The following is an 18,346-nucleotide window of genomic DNA, read 5'->3' on the forward strand; positions in this document are numbered from 1 at the left end:
GGTTCAAATCGCCTCTAGTTCGCTCAAGAATTCACGAAGATCATCAAAATCGGCCGCGCTGCCGGCACGGCAGCCAGCCGCTGCCTGGGCATAGGCCAGCAGGGACTCGGTCTGGAACAGCTCCGCCAGCGGCACTTCCAGGCCCAGTTCGGCCTGGACCCTGGAGGTGATCTGGATCGCCAGCAGGGAATGGCCGCCGACTTCGAAGAAGTTGTCGTTCAGGCCAACCCGCGGCAGGCGCAGGATCTCGGCCCAGATGGCCGCGATCTGCTGCTCCAGCTCGCTCTGCGGGGCTACGTAGGTTTGTTGCATCAGGCTCGCGTCCGGCTGCGGCAGCCCTTTGCGGTCCAGCTTGCCGTTGGGGGTCAGCGGCATCTGTTCGAGGAATAACAGGTGCGCCGGCACCATGTAATCCGGCAGGCGGGCCCGCAGGGCGCGACGCAGGGTCTCGCGATGCGCCGCCTGGCTGGCTGCATCGGCGGCCACCCTCGGGTCCAGCGCCACCACGTAACCCACCAGCTGCTTGCCGGTCGGTCCGTCCTGGGCCACCACCACCGCTTCGCGCACCGAGTCCTGCTCGCGCAGGCGGGCTTCGATCTCGCCCAGCTCGATACGGAAACCACGGACTTTCACCTGATGGTCGACCCGCCCCAGGTAATCCACCACGCCATCCACACGGCCACGGGTCAGGTCGCCGCTGCGATACACGCGACCGCCCGGCGCGCCGAAGGGATCCGGGACAAAACGTTCGGCGGTCAGTGCCGGACGTTCCAGGTAACCACGGGCCACGCCTTCGCCGCCAAGGTACAACTCACCGGCCACACCAATCGGTTGCAGGTTCAATTGCGCGTCCAGCACGTAGCCGCTGCGGTTGCCCAGCAGCTCACCAATCGGTGCATAGGCCGCGCCGCATGGATCGCCCTTGTGCGCTTTCCACAGCAGTGGGGTGACCACGGTTTCGGTCGGGCCATAACCGTTGAACAGATAGGTCGGACGCAGCGCACGCCAGGCCAGGTCGTAGCTGGACTGCGCCACCGCGTCGCCACCGAAGCAGTACACCCGTACCGCCGGCGGGTTGCCGTCGCGCTCGGCATGCTCGGCCAGTTGTTGCAGGTACACCGGCGGGAACACGCCGACGGTGACGCCATGGCGATGCATCTGCGCATAGGTGTGTTCCGGCAGCCACAGGCTGTCGTCGCGGATCAGCACCCGGGCACCATTGATCAGCGGGTGCATCCAGCCTTCGTGGGAACCGTCGAAAGCGAAGGACATGAAGTGCAGCTCGCAATCCGCCGGGGTCATTTCATACCGTTCGCCGGTGGCGATGATATGCGCCACCAACGGACCGTGGGATACGGCCACGCCTTTCGGCATGCCGGTGGAGCCGGAGGTGTAGATCACGTAGGCCAGGTTGTCGCCGTCCAGCGCCACGTTCGGCTCGCTGCCGTCCTCCCCTGCCCAGTCCTGGGTGCGGTCCACCGCCAGGCTGTCCAGCCCGTCCGGGATTGGCAGCTGCTGCGACACCGCGGTGTGGGTCAGCAGCAGCTTGGCGCGGCTGTCCTGCATCATGTACAGCAGGCGGTCACGCGGATATTCCACGTCCAGCGGCACATACACGCCGCCAGCTTTCAACACCGCCAGGAAGGCCACCATGATCTCGGCACTGCGCGGCATGGCGATCGCCACCCGTACTTCCGGGCCGACGCCACGGGCGATCAGGGCCCGGGCCAGGCGGTTGGCGCTGCGTTCCAGCTCGCCGAAAGTCAGTTGCTGCTCGCCAAAGATCACCGCCACCGCCTCGGGATTTTCCCGGGCGCGGTCGGCCACCAATTCATGCACCAGGCGCTTGGCCGAGAAGCCGGAATCCGTGCGGTCCCACAGGGTCAGGATCTGCTGTTGCTCGGCGCTGTCGAGCAGGTTCAACTGGCCAATGCTCTGCTGCTGATCGGCGACCATGGCCTGCAACAGGTTCCGCCAGTGCCGCGCCATGCGCTCGATGGTCGAAGCCTTGAACAGGTCGGTGGCATAGCTCAGGGACGCGCGCAGCTGATCCCCGGACTCTTCGATATCCAGGGTCAGGTCGAACTGCGCCGCCCCTTCATCCCAGCTCACCGGGCTCATCTCCAGTTGCGGCAGGCGCTGCAGCTGGCTGTCGGTCAGGCTGATGTGATGGTTGAACACCACCTGGAACAACGGGCTCAGGCTCAGGCTGCGCTCGGGCTGCAAGGCCTCGACCAGTTGCTCGAACGGCAGGTCCTGATGGGCCTGGGCTTCCAGGGCCCGCTGCTTTACCTGCTGCAACAGCTGGGCAACCGTCAGTTGCTCGTCGATATCGGCCTTGAGTACCTGGGTATTGACGAAGAAGCCGATCAGACGCTCGGTCTCCACCCGGTTGCGGTTGGCGATCGGCACGCCGACGCGGATGTCCTCCTGGCCGCTGTAGCGGTGCAGCAGGGTCTGGTAGGACGCCAACAGGAGCATGAACAGGGTCACGCCCTGGGCCTGGGCCAGCTGCTTGAGGTTGCTCACCAGGGTGGCGTCCAGCGCTACATTCAGACGCGCGCCACGATGGCTCGGCAGCGCCGGGCGCTGATGGTCGAACGGCAGTTCGAGCACCGGCTGTTCGCCGCCCAGCAGCTGGCGCCAGTAATTCAGCTGACGCGGCTTCTCCCCGGCTTCCATCCACTGGCGCTGCCACAGCGCATAGTCGACGTACTGGATCGGCATGGCCGGCAGTTGCAGCGCCTGGCCCTGGCTGTAGGCGGCGTACAGCTGCACCAGTTCATCGACCATCACTTGCATCGACCAGCCGTCGGAGACGATGTGGTGCTGGACCAGCACCAGCACATGCTCGTCCTCGGCCAGGCGCAACAGGCTGACGCGCAGCAACGGGCCCTGGCGCAGATCGAAAGGCCGGGTGATTTCGGCCTCCACCAGCGTCTTCAGCCGTGCTTCGTCGGCCTCGACCAGAGTCAGGTCGATCCGCGCCTGGGCAGCGATCACCTGCAGCGTGCGCTCGCCGTCCTGCTGCAAATGGGTGCGCAGGCTTTCATGGCGGGCCACCAGGGTATCGAAGCTGCGTTGCAGGGCGGCCACATCGAGCCGGCCCTTCAAACGCAAGGCGCTAGGCACGTGGTAGGCCGCGCTCTGCGGGTCCAGTTGCCAGAGGAACCACTGGCGTTCCTGGGCATAGGACAGCGCCAGCGGCTGGTCGCGATCCACCGGCGAGATCGCCGGCGCCGAGGCCTCGACGGTGCCCAGGGCACGGACGAAATCACCCAGCACCGGCTGCTCGAACAGGGTCTTGAGCGCCACCTCGATGCCCAGCCCATGACGCACCCGGGAAACCATCTGCGTGGCCAGCAGCGAGTGCCCGCCCATCGCGAAGAACTGATCGTTGAGGCCGACTCGTTCGGCCCCCAGCACCTCGGACCAGATGGCCGCGACCTGCTGCTCCCGCTCGCTGACCGGGGCGACCCAGTCGGCCAGGGACTGGCTGGCATCGGGCTTGGGCAGCGCCGAGCGATCCAGCTTGCCGTTGGGGCTCAGCGGCAGATGCTCGAGGAACAGGATATGCGCCGGCACCATGTAGTCCGGCAACTCCTCGCGCAGGGTCGCCTTGAGCTGCTCGCGCAGCCCACCTTGCTCCGCCTCCGGCAGCGGCTGGCTGGCCACCACATAGGCCACCAACTGGTTGTCGGCGGCGATCACCAGGGCTTCGCGGACACTGGCCTGGGCCAGCAGGCGCGCTTCGATTTCCCCCAGCTCGATACGGAAACCACGGACCTTGACCTGATGGTCGATCCGCCCGACGTACTCGATCACCCCGTCGGCGCGATAACGCGCCAGGTCGCCGGTGCGGTACAGGCGCCCGGCGCCATCGGCGGCAAAGGGATCGGGAATGAAACGGTGCGCAGTGAGGTCGGGACGGTTGAAGTACCCCCGGGCCAGCAGCGGCCCGCCGATCACCAGCTCGCCGGCCACGCCCACCGGCACCGGGTTGAGGTTGGCATCCAGCAGGTAGATGGCGCGCCCGTCCAGCACCCGGCCGATCGGCATCACCGGTGGCAACGGCTCGCGGCCGTCGACGTAGCCGGCGCAGTCCAGCGCGGTGGCGGTGACGGTGGCCTCGGTGGGGCCATAGGTATTGAGCAGGCGCACATGCCCCAGGCCGGCGTCACGCCAGGCATTCAGGCCTTCCGGCGGCATGGCCTCGCCACCGATGTGCACCTGGCGCAGGCGCCCGTAGTCCCGCGGGCCACGGTCGGCGAAGTCGCGCACCAGCAGGTACCAGTAGGCGGTGGTCAGGTCGAGCACCGAGATCTGGTGCTCGATCAGTTGCTGGTAGAAGGTGTCGCTGTCCCACAGCTCGCCGCCGCGCACCACCACCCCGGCGCCACAGCACAGGGCCGGGTACAGCTGTTCGACAAAACCGTCGAAGTTGAAGGTGCCGAACTGCAACGCCCGGTCATGGGCCTTGAGTTCGAACAGCTCGATCACCACCTCGACATGCCGCGCCAGGGAGGCCTGGTCGATGCCGACGCCTTTTGGACGGCCGGTGGAACCGGAGGTGAACATCACATAGGCCAGGTTGCCTGGCTGCGCGCGGGGCGCCGGGTTCTGCCCGCTGTAGTCGGCCAGCCAGTGCGGATCCTGCTCCAGGCACACCAGGTTCAGGTCCTGGCTGATCGGCAGCTGCTCCAGCAGCGCCTGCTGGGTCAGCAACAGCCGCAGGCCGCTGTCTTCGATCATGCACTGCAGGCGCTCGCGAGGGTATTGCGGGTCCAGCGGCACATAGGCGCCGCCGGCCTTGAGCACCGCCAGCAGGCCGACGATCATTTCCAGCGAGCGGTCCACCGCCACCCCCACCAGGGTGTCCGGGCCGACGCCCAGCTCGATCAGGCGATGGGCCAGGCGGTTGGCCCGCAGGTTGAGTTCGGCGTAGCTCATGCGCCGCTGATCGAGGATCAGGGCGACGTTCTCCGGCTGGGCCGCGGCCTGCTGTTCGAAGCGCTGCAAAACGCTGGCCTGGGCCGGCTGCGAGGCCTGGGCCGGGTTCCAGTCTTCGAGCATGCGCTGCTGTTCGTGTTCCAGCAGCAGCGGCAATGCGCCCAGGGCCTGCTCCGGCGCTTCGACGAAACGCTGCAGCAGCGCCAGCAGATAAGCCGCCAGACGCTGCACCGCGGCTTCGTCGAAGTCCGCCCGCAGGTATTCCAGGTTCAGGCTCAGGCGCTGCCCGCCGTGCACGGTGAGGGTCAGCGGGTAGTTGGTGCGCTCCTGGCTGCTGACCCCGCTGAAGCGCAGGCCGGCTTCGCTGGCCTGTTCCAGGCTCTTGGCCACCGGGAAGTTCTCGAACACCACCAGGGTGTCGAACAGCGCCTCGCCGGCGGAGCCCGCCCAGCGCTGGATATCGAACAGCGGCGTGTGTTCGTGTTCGCGCATTTCCAGGTTCAGGGCCTGCACGGTCCGCACCCAGGCACTGACGCTCTGGGAAGGTGGGGCACTGACGATCAGCGGCAAGGTGTTGATGAACAGGCCGACCTGTTGCTCGACGTCCGCCAGTTCCGCCGGACGCCCGGACACCGTGACCCCGCAGGCCACGCTGGCCTGGCCGGTGTAGCGCTGCAGCAGCAGGAGCCACGCCGATTGCACCAGGCTGTTGAGCGTCACTTGATGGGCACGGGCAAAGGCGTTGAGGCGAGCGGTCTGGGCTTCATCCAGCTCGCAGAGCCACTCGCCGTGTTCGCCCAGCGCCGGCTGCGCGGGCCCCTTGGCCACGCTGCGAGCCAGGTGCGAAGGTTCGTCCAGCTGCGCCAGGCGCCCGCGCCAGAAGGCCTCGCCCAGTGCCGGGTCCTGCCGCTGCAGCCAGGCGATATGCTGGGAAAAGCCCGCCCCTACCGGCGGCAATGCCTGGCCCTTGCAGGCTTGCAGCACCTCGTTGAGCACCAGGGCGTTGCTCCAGCCGTCCATCAGGATGTGATGGCTGGTGTACAGCAGATGCCAGCGGTCCTCGGCGGTGCGCACCAGCACCACCCGCAGCAATGGCGGGCGCGCCAGCTCGAAGCCCTGCCGATGCTGCTCGACCGCCAGGGCATCGAGGGCCGCTGGCAAGTCCTGGCGTTCGCGCCAGTCGTACTCGATGAAAGGCAGCGTCACCTGGCGATGGACCACCTGCAGGGCCTGGCCCTGGTCGTCCTGCCAGACAAAGCCGGTGCGCAGCATGTCATGCCGCGCCAGCACCTGTTCCCAGGCGCGCTGGAACTGCGCCACGTCCAGGCCCTGGACATCGGCGCGCAACTGGCTGACGTAGACGTCGCCCTGATCCTGTTGGTACAGGCTGTGGAACAGCATGCCCTGCTGCATCGGCGACAGCGGGTACAGGTCCTGCACCTCGCGGGACGGCAGCGCCAGATCGTCCAGCTGCTGCTGGGTCAGGCGCGCCAGGCTGACATCGGCCGGGGTCAGGCCGCCATGGCGCGGGTCGAGGCAGTGCTCGATCAGCGCCAGCAGTTCCTGGCGGTAATCGTCCACCAGGCGCTGGACGGTCGCCGTCTCGAACATCTCGCGGCTGAAGCCCCAGCTCAGGCTCAATTGGCCGCCATAGACCTGCCCTTCGATCACCAGCCAGTTGGCCAGTGGCGCCAGGGGGTCCTGGGTCTGCCCGGCTTTCTCGGTCGCCGGTACCAGCAAGGCCTCGGCATCGAACTGACGGTCGAACTGCCCCAGGTAATTGAAGGTGACGCGCGGTTGCGCCAGTTGCGCCATGGCCTCACGGCTGGCGTCATCGCCGAGGTAACGCAGCAGGCCGAATCCCAGGCCCTTGTCCGGTACCGCGCGCAGTTGTTCCTTGATCGCCTTGATCGCCGCGCCGGGCTCTGTAGCCGGGCGCAGGTAAACCGGAAACAGGCTGGTGAACCAGCCGACGCTGCGGCTCAGGTCCAGGTCGCTGCCCAGGGTTTCGCGGCCGTGGCCTTCCAGTTGCACCAGCGTGCCTTCGGCGCCGGTCCAGCGCCCCAGGGTGCGGGCCAGTGCGGTGAGCAGCAGGTCGTTGATCTGGGTGCGGTAGGCGCTGGGCGCCTGTTGCAGCAACTGCCCGGTGCGCTCGGCATCCAGGGTCAGGGTGATTTTCTGCTCGTGACGTTTTTCCAGGGCGGCGCCTGGGCGATCGACGGGCAGCTCGGCGACCTGGGTCGGGATCTGCGCCTGCCAGTAATCCAGTTCGGCGCCGCGCTCGGCAGCGGCGTCTTGCAGGTGCGCGGACCAGGCCTGGTAAGAACTGGTATGCAGCGCCAGCGCCTGCTCGGGCTGGGTGTACAGCTGTTGCAGGTCCTCCAGCAGCACGCGCCAGGACACGCCGTCCACCGCCCAGTGGTGGATCACCAGCAACAGGCGCTGGCTGTCGTCGGCCAGGTTGACCAGCAAGCCGCGCAGCAGCGGGCCCTGCTCCAGGTCCAGGCTGCGTTGCGCGGCTTCGCAGAGCTCGCTCAGTTGTTCCGCATTGGCCGCGTCGCGCTGCCACAGCAGCTCGTCCACCGCCTCGGCATAGGCCTGTTGCCAGCCGCTCTCTGTCTGCCGCACCCGCAGGCGCAAGGCGTCGTGATGGGCCGCCAGACGCGTCAGCGCCTGGGCCAGGCGTTCACCGTCCAGCGGCTGGCGGGCCTGCAGCAACAACGACTGGTTCCAGTGATGCCGCTGGGGCACGGGTTGCTCCATGAACCAGTGCTGCACCGGGGTCAACGCCAGCTCGCCGCTGGCTGGGCCCTGATCGATCACGCCCTGGCTCTCGAACACCGCCGCCAGCGCCAGGCTGCGCACCGTCTGGTACTGGAACAGGTCCCGCGGGCTGAGGCGGATGCCGGCCTGACGGGCGCGGCTGACCACCTGGATCGAGATGATCGAATCGCCGCCCAGTTCGAAGAAGTTGTCTTCCAGGCCGACCTGCTCCAGGCCCAGGACGTCGCACCAGATCGCCGCCAGGGCTTTCTGCGTTGCGTCCTCGGGGGCAATGAAGGCTTGCTGCGATGCGGCTTCGGGCAACGGCAGCGCCTTGCGATCGAGCTTGCCGTTGGCGGTGACCGGCAGTTTCGCCAGGGGCATCAGGTAAGCCGGCACCATGTATTCCGGCAGGCTGTCCAGCAGCCAGGCCTTGAGTACCTGCTGCCAGGTGGCGGCCGGCGCGGCGTCTTCCAGCACCAGATAACCCACCAGCTGCTTGCCGCCCTGCACCAGCACCACGGCTTCGCGCACCAACGGGTGCTGCATCAGCCGGGTCTCGATCTCACCCAGCTCGATGCGCAGCCCGCGCAACTTGACCTGGTGATCGAGGCGGCCGAGGTATTCGATCACCCCGTCGGCACGCTGGCGCACCCGGTCGCCGGTGCGATACAGGCGCGTGCCGGCCTCGAACGGGCTGGTGACGAAACGCTCGGCCGTCAGCCCCGGACGGCGATGGTAACTGCGGGCCAGGCCGGCGCCACCGAGGTACAGCTCGCCAGCGACACCGGCCGGCACCGGCGACAGCTCGGCGTCCAGCACATAGGTGCGTAGGTTGGCGATCGGACGGCCGATCGGCACGCTGGAAGCGCCCTCGTCGACACAGGTCCAGTGGGTCACGTCGATGGCCGCTTCCGTCGGCCCATAGAGGTTGTACAGGCAGGCAGCAGGCAGCTTGGCGAACACCTGTTGCTGGGCGTCCAGGGGCAAGGCTTCGCCGCTGCAGACAATGCGCTTGAGGCTGGCGCAGGCCTGCACGCCCGGCTCGTGGATGAACGCCTGGAGCATCGACGGCACAAAATGCAGGGTGCTGATGCCGTGTTTGGTGATGGTCTCGATCAGCAGCGCCGGCTCGCGATGGGCGCCCGGCGCGGCCACCACCAGGCGCGCGCCGGTCAGCAGCGGCCAGAAGAACTCCCAGACCGACACGTCGAAGCTGAACGGGGTCTTTTGCAGCACCGCGTCGCTGCCATCCAGCCCATAGGCGTCCTGCATCCAGCACAGGCGGTTGACCAGCGCGGCGTGGCTGTTGCCGGCGCCCTTGGGCTTGCCGGTGGAACCGGAGGTGTAGATCACGTAGGCCAGGTTCAGCGGCCCGCTGGCCGGGGCCAGCGGGGCTTCGCTGTAGCCGTCCAGCCAGTCCTGGTCCTGATCGAGGATCATCACCTTGACCGCCTCGGTCGGCAGCACCGGCAGCAACGCGCTTTGCGTGAGCAACAGGGCGATGCCGCTGTCTTCGATCATGTAGGCCAGGCGGTCCAGCGGGTATTCCGGGTCCAGCGGCACATAGGCGCCGCCGGCCTTGAGGATCGCCAGCAGGCCGACCACCATTTCGATCGAACGCTCGACACAGATGCCCACCAGCACATCCGGGCCCACGCCCTGCTCGCGCAGCAGGTGCGCCAGCTGGTTGGCGCGGGCGTCGAGCTGGGCGTAGCTCAGCTCACGTTCGGCGAACACCAGGGCCGATGCCTGCGGCGTGCGTTGCACCTGCTCTTCGATCAACTGGTGAAGGCAGCGCTCGACCGGGTAGCGGACTTCGGTCTGGTTCCACTCCAGCAGCAGTTGCTGCTGTTCGACGGCGGCCAGCATCGGCAGCTCGCCGACCCGCTGCGCGGTATCGGCGACCATCGCCTGCAACAGGCGGGTCCAGTGTTGCGCCATGCGCTCGATGGTGGCGGCGTCGAACAGGTCGTTGGCGTAGGTCAGCGCGGCTTGCAGCTTGCCGGACTTCTCGAAGGTGTCCAGGGTGAGGTCGAACTGGGTGGTGCGGCTTTGCCACTCCACCAGGCCCAGCTCCAGGCCCGAGGCGGTGCTGACCGCGCTGATGTCGGCAACCTGCGGCTGGTGGTTGTACATCACCTGGAACAGCGGGGTATGGCTCAGGCTGCGCTCCAGCTTGAGCGCCTCCACCAGTTGCTCGAACGGCAGGTCCTGATGCACCTGGGCGCCGAGCGCCGCTTCCTTGACCTGCTGCAGCAACTCGCTGACCGGCGTCTGCCCGTTCAGCTGGGTACGCAGCACCTGGGTGTTGACGAAGAAACCGATCAGCCCTTCGACTTCCGCGCGGTTGCGGTTGGCGATCGGCACGCCGATGCGGATGTCGCCCTGCCCGGTGTAGCGATGCAGCAGCACGTTGAAGGCGCCGAGCAACAGCATGAACAGGGTCACGTTGTGCTGCCTGGCGGTGGCGCGCAGTTGCTCGGCCAGGGCCGGCTCGATGGCGAAGTCATAGCGGGTGCCGCGGTAGCTGGGCAGCGCCGGGCGCGGATGGTCGGTGGGCAGCTCCAGCACCGGATGCTCGTCGCCCAATTGCGCCTGCCAGTACTCCAGCTGCCGCGCCTGCTCCCCGGCTTCCAGCCAGCGACGCTGCCACAGGGCGTAGTCGCTGTACTGGATCGGCAAGGCCGGCAATTGCGGTGCTTCCTGCCGCTCATGGGCGTCGTAGAAACGGATGAACTCGTCGATCAGCACATTCATCGACCAGCCGTCGGAAACGATGTGGTGCAAGGTCAACAGCAGCACATGTTCCTCGGCCGCCAGCTTCAGCAGCTTGACCCGCAGCAGCGGCCCGCTGCCCAGGTCGAAGGGCTGCAGCGACTGGCGCTGCGCCTCGTCCGCGACCGCCTGCTCGCGCGCGTCGGGCGCCAAGGCGCTGAGGTCCACCCACTCCACGGGCACCGCGGTCTCGACCGCCACTTGCTCCAGGCGCTCGTCGGCATGGCGCTTGAACACCGTGCGCAGGGTTTCGTGGCGCGCCACCAGGCTGGCGAACGCCTGCTCCAGGGCCGCCAGGCTCAGGGTGCCACGCAGGCGCACCGCGCCCGGCAGATTATAGGCGCCGCTGTGGGGGTCCATCTGCCAGAGGAACCACATGCGGCGCTGGGCATAGGACAGCGCCTGGCGATCCTCGGCGGCGATCCCGGCCGGAATCGGAAACAACGAAAAGTCGATGTTTTCCGCCCGCAGACCATCGAGGAACAACCGCCGCTTTTCCAGCGGCAGCTCGATAAATCGACTGGCGAGTTTCAGGGACTTTTCAGCATTCATCAGGCTTCATCCGTACATGTTGGGTATCGAGCATTGGCTCGGCTATCCCTACGGAACGGATGGGCAGGGGGAAAAATTAACCCCCGCGGCGGCGCGCCAGACCACGGCCCGCCGTTAAATTCCACGGATGGCGACTCGTCAAAAGAGGACCATCACTTTCCACACAAAGGTCGCGATCATGTCCTCTGCAACCTCACTGGCCAACTTCCTGTCAAACAGCTCGCTGGCAAACGGCTTGCGCAAACTGGTCGGCGCGGGCAACCAGCAGCCGCGCGCCTACCGCCTGATCAATGTCCAACTCAAGCAACGGATCAACCTCAGCCCCTGCATGGCGCGCTTCGTGTTTACCGGCGAGGACGTCGCCCACACCCGCACCCTGGCGCCGGACCAGCGCATCAAGCTGCTGTTTCCCGCCGCCGACGGCCTGCCGCCCGAATTGCCGCGCATCGGTGACTGGCACGCGGCCCGGCGCAAGCTGCCGGCGGCGCAACAGCCACCGATGCGCACCTACACCATCCGTGCCCTGCGCGCCGAGCCCGCGGAGCTGGAAGTGGACTTCGTGCTGCACGGGGTCAGCGGCCCGGCGTCGCGCTGGGCGACTCACGCCGAGGTCGGCGACCGCCTGCAAATGGCCGTGCCCAATAAAGCCTTCAGCGGCGACCCCGGCGGCTATGAATGGCAGCCACCGGCCGACATCCGCAAGGTCCTGCTGATCGGCGACGAAACCGCGCTGCCGGCCATCGCCGGGATTCTCGAAGACTTGATGGAGTACCCAACGCCGCCCGACGTCCAGGCATTCATCGAAGTGCCCCACGAAAGCGATTGCCTGGCGCTGCGCCACAACCACCAGACCCGCCTGAGCTGGCTGCCCCGCGACGTGCTGGGCGCCAGCCATGGCGAGGCACTGCTGCACGCCGCCCGGGAACTGGCCGAGCTGCCCGTGCCGAGCAAGCACCCGCGCGCGCTGAAACCCCAGGAAAACAGCGACGACCTGCGCCCCTGGGATTCGGCCACACCGGCGGACAACAGCTTTTATGCCTGGATCGCCGGCGAATCGGGCACGGTCATGAAGATCCGCCGGCACCTGATCAACGAGCGCGGCCTGGAACGCCGCAACCTGGCGCTGATGGGCTACTGGCGCCTGGGCCGTTCGCTGGAATAAGCGCCTCTACACACGCAAAGACCCAACGCCAGGCGTTGGGTCTCGATGGTCGCGATACCACCCTTTCAACCCGTCAGCGCCACCCGCTGGGCATGCCGACGCCGATGGGGCTCGAGGTGATCCTTGATCATGCGCAGCACCTTGGGTTCGTGCTCATGAATGAAGAAGTGCCCGCCGGACAGCATGTCCACGGAGAAGCTGCCGCTGGTTTCCCGACGCCAGGCCATCAACTGCTCGGTGCTGGCCCGGTCGTCCTTGCCGCCCAGCACATGCATCGGGCACTTGAGCAGGGTGCGCTGCTGCGGACGGAAACTGCCGCACAGCAGGAAGTCGGCGCGCAGCACTGGCAGGGTCAGGCTCATCAGCTCCTGGTTGGCCAGTACCTCTTCACTGGTGCCATTGAAGGTGCGTAGCTGTTCGATCAGCTGGGCATCGGTTTTCGGCTCGGCCAGGTCGCGGTCGTATTCGCTGCGCATGCTCGGCGCCGCGGTGCCCGAGGCGAACAGCGCCACCGGCTCCGGACCTCCCAGTTGGCGCAGGGCATGGGCCATCTCACACGCCAGCAGCGCCCCCAGGCTGTGGCCGAACAAGGCGTAAGGCGCCTGCAACGTGGGCAAGTGTTCCCTGGCCAGCTGCCGCGCCAGCCCCGCCAGATCGGTCTGCAAGGCTTCGCCAAAACGCGCGCCCCGCCCCGGCAGTTCCACCGGCTGCAACTTCAGCCAGTCGGGCAGTTTGCGCCGCCAGCGGCTATAGACCATGGCGCTGGCGCCGGAATACGGCAGGCACAGCAGCGTCAGCTGGGTCACGGTGTTCCCCTTGAAAAAAGTGATGGTAAAGACTGGACGTGCCACCTGGCCGACAAATTAGTAGCCGCACCACCACCGACCTGTAGGAGCGAAGCTTGCTCGCGATGAACTTGAGAACGCCGCGTTTATCCAGCCAATACATCGGTATCGTTAACGACCATCGCGAGCAAGCTTCGCTCCTACAGTAGATCTCCTTCGCTTGACCGATCGGCATTGGGTCACCCGCCCCTATAAATTTCCCGGCACAGCCTTCGTTCCAGTTGCAGATCAAACCAACCAACAAGAGAGATCGCCGTGGACGTGCAGAGCATTCTGTGTCCACCTCGCTGTCGGTGAGTTTCCGGGTCAACTCCGAGCCCGGCGGGTAAGGCTCAGGCGACCGCCGGCTGGCCACGGGTCAGCCGGCGACAGCTCTGCACCGCCGCCCCCAGCACCACCACTCCCGCCGCCAGCGCCACCCAGAAGCCGCTGCGCGCGCCAAAGGCATCCACCAGCCAGCCGGAACTGGCCGCGCCGATGGCCACGCCGATGCTCACCCCGGTGACCAGCCAGGTCAGGCCCTCGGTAAGCTTGGCCGGTGGAACTATGCTCTCGACCAGGGCCATGGCGACGATCAGGGTCGGGGCGAAGAACAGGCCGGAGACGAACACCGCCAGGGACAGGCCAAGGATATTGCTCGCCATCAGCAGTGGCAGGGTGGTCACGGCGGTGGCGATGCCGCCGTACATGAACAGTCGCGGCAGCGGGATATTCAGTTTCAGCGCACCGAAGGCGATACCCGCCAGGCAGGAACCGATGGCGTACACCGACAGCACGATGCTCGCCGCCGCGGGTTGCCCCTGCTGCTGGGCGAACGCCACGCTGACCACGTCCACCACGCCGACGATCATGCCCATGGCGATCATCAGCAGCACCAGCAACTGCAACTCCAGCGAACGGATGATCGACGCGTCGTGCTCGGCCTCATGGGGATGCACCGGTGGCTCGGTCGCCCGTTGCGCCACCAGCGCGGTGACGCCGATCGCCAGCATCAACAGCGCCGCCAGCGGCCCGGCCTCGGGGAAGGCTGCCACGCACAGCCCCACCGACAACGGCGGGCCGAGGATAAAGCACACCTCATCGAGCACCGATTCCAGGGCATAGGCGGTCTGCAACTGTGGCTGGCCGCGGTACAGCTCGGTCCAGCGGGCGCGGATCATGGCCGGTATGCTCGGCATGCAGCCGGCCAGGGCGGCGAACAGGAACAGCGTCCAGTGCGGCGCCTGCAAACGGGTGCACAGCAACAACGCCAGCAGCGCCCCGCCACCCAGGCCGGCGGCGATCGGCAGCACCCGGCCCTGGCCGAAACGGTCGACCATGCGCGACACCTGGGGCGCGCAGAAGGCCGTGGCCAGGGCGAAGGTCGCCGCCACCGCGCCGGCCAGCGCGTAACCGCCCTTGAGCTGGGCCAGCATGGTGATCAGGCCGATGCCGGTCATGGACATCGGCATCCGCGCAATCATCCCCGCCACCACGAAAGCGCGACTGCCGGGGGCCTTGAACAGTTCGCGGTAAGGGTTTGCCATCGTCATTACACCTTGTTTGAGGCTTGCCAGAAATGCACCGCAAGGCAAAAATACATACGGCGCGTATGTGAGAAAGCATGAGAACATACGCGGCGTATGTCAATCCACCTGTCAGCTGTGTGAGTGCCCGCCATGAGCCCGCGTCAACGCGCCGAGATGATCGAAGAAACCCGCAGCAAACTCATCGCCAGTGCCCGCCAGGCCTTTGGCAGCCTGGGTTATGCCAACACCTCGATGGACGACCTGACGGCCGAGGCGGGCCTGACCCGAGGTGCCTTGTATCACCATTTCGGCGACAAGAAAGGCCTGCTGGCAGCGGTGGTGGAACAGCTCGACGCGGAAATGGACCAGCGCCTGGAGGCGATCTCGCGCGGCACCGACGACCTCTGGGGCGCCTTTGTCCAGCGCTGCCGCACTTACCTGGAAATGGCCCAGGAAGCGGAGATCCAGCGCATCGTCCTGCAGGATGCGCGCGCGGTGCTCGGGGACCTGACCGATGCCAGCGAGGAACAGTGCGTGGCGTCCTTGAGCGCGCTGCTGGATGAGCTGATGCAGGCAGGCCTGGTGGTCAACGCCCCCAGCGAAGCCCTGGCGCGCCTGATCAACGGCAGCCTGCTCGACGCCTCGCTGTGGATCGCCCGGGACGAGCATCCGGGGCAACGATTGCAGCAGGCGCTGGTTGGCCTGGAGGTGCTGCTACAAGGGTTGCGGCGGCGCTGAGCCCTGGCTCGGAAGATCTTCTGGCAGCCGTGACCGGCCTCCTCGCTCCCGTAGGAGCGAGGCTTGCCCGCGATGAGGGCAACGCGGAATGTCAGGCGCACCGCGTCATCCTTCATCGCGCGCAAGCTGCGCTCTTACAGAAGCACACGCAAGCCCCCCGCCATCCCGTAGGGGCGAGGCTTGCCCGCGATAGGGGCAACGCGGAATGTCGGGTGCATCGCGTCATCGGTCATCGCGGGCAAGCCTCGCTCCTACAGAAGACAAGCCGTTCGCGGGAATGGCGGTTTGCGGGCAGAATAGAGCGCCCGGCCTTATCAAGGATTCCCATGCGCCAGGTATTGCTGATCATCGATGTGCAACCCTCGTTCAACCCGCCGGAGTGGCTGGTGAACGGCATCAACGCCCTGCTCGGCCAGCTGCCCTCGGTGGCCACCGTCGAACGCCATGACGAGAGCCAAACCCCCTTCGTCCGCCAGCTCGGCTGGCAACCCGCCGCCGATGACCACAGCCTGGTCGCCGCCGACCGCATCTTCATCAAGCACGGTTACGCCCCCACGCCGGAAACCATCGCCTACCTGCGCAGCCTGGCCCCCGAACGCGTGCTGGTCTGTGGCATCCAGACCGACACCTGCGTGCTCGCCGCCGGCTTCGCCCTGTTCGACGCCGGCCTGCAACCGACCCTGATCACCGACCTGACGGTGGGTTCGTCACTGGATCGCAGCGGGCAGTTGGGAGTGCGGTTGTGGCAGCACCATTTCAAGCACCTCACTACCAGCGCCGAGCTCGCTTTCCTGTAGCCCCTGACTGAGAGGTGAAACATTCGTCAGCGCTTCATGCCGTCAAGGATGAAGTCCTGGCGCGACACTGGCCAGGCACGCAGATTGAGCTAAGGTTGCTGCTTTCCCTGTCACCGGATCCGTCATGAACAGCTCGCTCTCTGTCCAGTACATCCAGACGCCTCGCCTGCACATCGCCTACGAACACCACGGCCCCGCCGACGGCGCGCCGGTGATCCTGCTGCATGGCTTTCCCTACGACCCTCGCGGCTACGACGAGATTGCCCCCGAGCTGGCGGCGCGCGGTTACCGGGTGATAGTGCCGTACCTGCGCGGCTATGGACCGACCCGTTTCGCCAGCCCGGACATCCCGCGTTCCGGACAACAGGCGGCGCTGGCCCAGGACCTGCTGGACCTGATGGATGCCCTGGAGATCCCCCGAGCCGCCCTCGCCGGCTTCGACTGGGGCGGTCGCGCCGCCTGCATAGTCGCGGCCCTGTGGCCGGAACGGGTGCGCTGCCTGATGAGCGCCGACGGCTACAACATCCAGGACATCGCCCGCTCGACCCAACCGCGGCCGCCCGAGACCGAGCACCGGCTCTGGTATCAGTATTATTTCCACACCCAGCGCGGGGTGGACGGCCTGACCGCCAACCGCCGCGAACTGTGCGAACTGCTGTGGCAACTGTGGTCGCCGACCTGGGATCGCGGCCGCGAACTCTACGATCTGAGCGCGCCGTCGTTCGACAACCCGGACTTCGTCGAGGTGGTGATCCACTCCTACCGGCATCGCTTCATGTACGCCCCAGGCGACCCGAGCCTGGAACACATCGAGCAGGCCCTGGCGCAACAGCCGCCGATCCGCGTACCGACCATCTCACTGTGCGGCGGCGCCGACGGGGTCGGCCCGGCCAGCGAAGAGGATGAGGACATCGGCCTGTTCACCGGCCCTTACCAACGCCGGATCTTGCCCGGGGTCGGCCACAACGTGCCGCAGGAAGCGCCGCACGCCACCTTGCAGGCGTTGCTGGAACTACTGGAAGCCACTAGCTGACCACGGCCCCTTTCGGACCGCTGGCGATAAGCGCGGCACCGCAGGCGGTCTTCATCCCGTCCAGCGCCACCGGCACCCCGCCGACGCTGTAGGTGCTGCTGCCTTCAGCAATGGGGAAGATGCCTTTGCACAACGGGCAACTGACTTTGTGCCCGACGCCGGCAATGGGTTTGCCGTTGAGATTGGTCTGGGAAAACGCTTCGAGAACGACGCCGCCATGGGTGGTGGAGTCGCCTAGCCTGATGACGTCTTTCATGGTCTTGTCCCTGCCCTGTATCTGCCATGGCTGCAAAACCGAGCAGCCTTTTTTCTCTTCAACGGCTCGCCAAACTAACCCTCGACCTCCCACATCAAGCCAGGAGCTGCCGTCCCATGCTCGGAAAAGTACAGCAGGGCCTTCTGGACACTTTCCTTATCCAGGCACTGATTCTGTGGATAGCTGCCGGACTGCCCGCCTACAACGACATCACAAACCTCGTCACTTGAAGCATCGGCGGCGACCAGGGTGAATAGCTTCTGATCTACGCCCATCGCAATAAATACGACATAGCGATTGTCCCCGCCGCCGACACTCATGAAGTGCTCATCATCGACAAAGAACATCGTTGAACTGAATGCCTTTGCATCCAGTCGATCCAAAGCTGAAAGTATCCCGGTCTGGGTCGGGTTCAAGTGCTCATGGGCAAATGAGCGATTGCCTTGAGACTCGTCCTCCATGATTTTCTTGATCTTCATAGTCACTGCTTCGTAGGTGTACAAGTTCGGCTGCCACTGGATGGGTGCACGCTGATATCACATCCGAGGTTTCGAGCCAGCGAGTCCCCCGCACCTGGCAACCCGCAAGCCTTGCACAGGACCGTACTCCCGCAGAAACAAGGTTGTAGATAAAAATATAAAACTATTTCAGATCAAGATTCCTTCCAACGTAATAGCCAGAAACCATATCGATCATGTCCTCCAAGATATCAGCCTCACTATCTCTGGATTGCCCTCTCAACTTTCCGTCCACCGCATGCAGCATCTGTAATATCTCCTCCTTACTGACGCCATCATTATTGAAACTGACAATCATTGACCTTAGAGCCTCAACAGGAGCGTTTTGAGAAAGTGCACCCTCTATATCAGCCATGAAAGTCCGATTCATCTAGTAACCCTTTTCCAAACCGAGCAGTCTTTTCCCATGTACTTCAAGCAGACGCCTGCAACGCCAGGTACTACCA

General features: G+C 65.9%; 10 protein-coding genes. 4 read left to right on the plus strand and 6 right to left on the minus strand.

The features are described 5' to 3' along the window. Positions 1–3: 3 nt before the first annotated feature. Positions 4–11,043 carry a non-ribosomal peptide synthase/polyketide synthase gene (locus C4K38_RS21720; RefSeq protein WP_053280136.1) on the minus strand — a complete coding sequence of 3,680 codons (11,040 nt, stop codon included), beginning with the start codon at positions 11,041–11,043 and terminating at the stop codon, positions 4–6. A 178-nt stretch (positions 11,044–11,221) separates the two neighbouring features. On the opposite strand from C4K38_RS21720, the gene C4K38_RS21725 reads away from it, so the two are divergent. Beyond that, positions 11,222–12,205, plus strand: coding sequence for a siderophore-interacting protein (locus C4K38_RS21725; protein WP_053280137.1), 984 nt, complete (start codon positions 11,222–11,224; stop codon positions 12,203–12,205). A 65-nt stretch (positions 12,206–12,270) separates the two neighbouring features. Here the strand turns inward: C4K38_RS21725 and C4K38_RS21730 are convergent, their stop codons facing one another. Together C4K38_RS21730 and C4K38_RS21735 are read right to left on the minus strand one after the other, a co-directional pair. After that, a complete protein-coding gene (locus tag C4K38_RS21730) occupies positions 12,271–13,011 on the minus strand; it encodes a thioesterase II family protein (protein WP_053280138.1) in 741 nt (246 codons plus the stop codon). Positions 13,012–13,382: 371 nt separating this feature from the next. Continuing rightward, positions 13,383–14,576 carry an MFS transporter gene (locus tag C4K38_RS21735; protein ID WP_053280139.1) on the minus strand — a complete coding sequence of 398 codons (1,194 nt, stop codon included), beginning with the start codon at positions 14,574–14,576 and terminating at the stop codon, positions 13,383–13,385. A gap of 132 nt (positions 14,577–14,708) precedes the next feature. Here C4K38_RS21735 and C4K38_RS21740 point away from each other — a divergent pair, with 132 nt between their 5' ends. The 3 genes from C4K38_RS21740 to C4K38_RS21750 all read left to right on the plus strand — a co-directional run bounded on the left by C4K38_RS21740 (position 14,709) and on the right by C4K38_RS21750 (position 17,126). Continuing rightward, entirely contained in the window at positions 14,709–15,296 is a 588-nt protein-coding gene (locus C4K38_RS21740; RefSeq protein WP_053280140.1) for a TetR/AcrR family transcriptional regulator, read from the plus strand. Positions 15,297–15,622: 326 nt separating this feature from the next. Further along, positions 15,623–16,093, plus strand: a complete 471-nt coding sequence (locus C4K38_RS21745; protein WP_053280141.1) for a cysteine hydrolase family protein — start codon at positions 15,623–15,625, stop codon at positions 16,091–16,093. A gap of 124 nt (positions 16,094–16,217) precedes the next feature. Further along, on the plus strand, positions 16,218–17,126 hold the full coding sequence (locus C4K38_RS21750; RefSeq protein WP_053280142.1) for an alpha/beta fold hydrolase: 909 nt from the start codon (positions 16,218–16,220) through the stop codon (positions 17,124–17,126). Here C4K38_RS21750 and C4K38_RS21755 read toward each other — a convergent pair. The 3 genes from C4K38_RS21755 to C4K38_RS21765 form a co-directional block, all read right to left on the minus strand. Beyond that, positions 17,119–17,382: a PAAR domain-containing protein gene (locus C4K38_RS21755; protein ID WP_053280143.1), complete on the minus strand. Its 264-nt coding sequence runs from the start codon at positions 17,380–17,382 to the stop codon at positions 17,119–17,121. The genes C4K38_RS21750 and C4K38_RS21755 overlap by 8 nt on opposite strands. 74 nt (positions 17,383–17,456) lie before the next feature. After that, a complete protein-coding gene (locus C4K38_RS21760; RefSeq protein ID WP_053280144.1) occupies positions 17,457–17,861 on the minus strand; it encodes an Imm1 family immunity protein in 405 nt (134 codons plus the stop codon). 163 nt (positions 17,862–18,024) lie between these two features. After that, positions 18,025–18,270: a hypothetical protein gene (locus tag C4K38_RS21765; RefSeq protein WP_053280145.1), complete on the minus strand. Its 246-nt coding sequence runs from the start codon at positions 18,268–18,270 to the stop codon at positions 18,025–18,027. Positions 18,271–18,346: the final 76 nt, after the last annotated feature.

Source organism: Pseudomonas chlororaphis subsp. piscium, assembly GCF_003850345.1.
Classification (GTDB): Bacteria; Pseudomonadota; Gammaproteobacteria; order Pseudomonadales; family Pseudomonadaceae; genus Aquipseudomonas; species Aquipseudomonas piscium.

What these genes read in the sequence shown, in the direction of transcription:
- C4K38_RS21720 (WP_053280136.1), bottom strand. Translation starts at nt 11,043, where the DNA reads ATGAATGCTGAAAAGTCCCTGAAACTCGCCAGTCGATTTATCGAGCTG.
- C4K38_RS21725 (WP_053280137.1), top strand. Translation starts at nt 11,222, where the DNA reads ATGTCCTCTGCAACCTCACTGGCCAACTTCCTGTCAAACAGCTCGCTG.
- C4K38_RS21735 (WP_053280139.1), bottom strand. Translation starts at nt 14,576, where the DNA reads ATGGCAAACCCTTACCGCGAACTGTTCAAGGCCCCCGGCAGTCGCGCT.
- C4K38_RS21740 (WP_053280140.1), top strand. Translation starts at nt 14,709, where the DNA reads ATGAGCCCGCGTCAACGCGCCGAGATGATCGAAGAAACCCGCAGCAAA.
- C4K38_RS21745 (WP_053280141.1), top strand. Translation starts at nt 15,623, where the DNA reads ATGCGCCAGGTATTGCTGATCATCGATGTGCAACCCTCGTTCAACCCG.
- C4K38_RS21750 (WP_053280142.1), top strand. Translation starts at nt 16,218, where the DNA reads ATGAACAGCTCGCTCTCTGTCCAGTACATCCAGACGCCTCGCCTGCAC.
- C4K38_RS21755 (WP_053280143.1), bottom strand. Translation starts at nt 17,382, where the DNA reads ATGAAAGACGTCATCAGGCTAGGCGACTCCACCACCCATGGCGGCGTC.
- C4K38_RS21760 (WP_053280144.1), bottom strand. Translation starts at nt 17,861, where the DNA reads ATGAAGATCAAGAAAATCATGGAGGACGAGTCTCAAGGCAATCGCTCA.
- C4K38_RS21765 (WP_053280145.1), bottom strand. Translation starts at nt 18,270, where the DNA reads ATGAATCGGACTTTCATGGCTGATATAGAGGGTGCACTTTCTCAAAAC.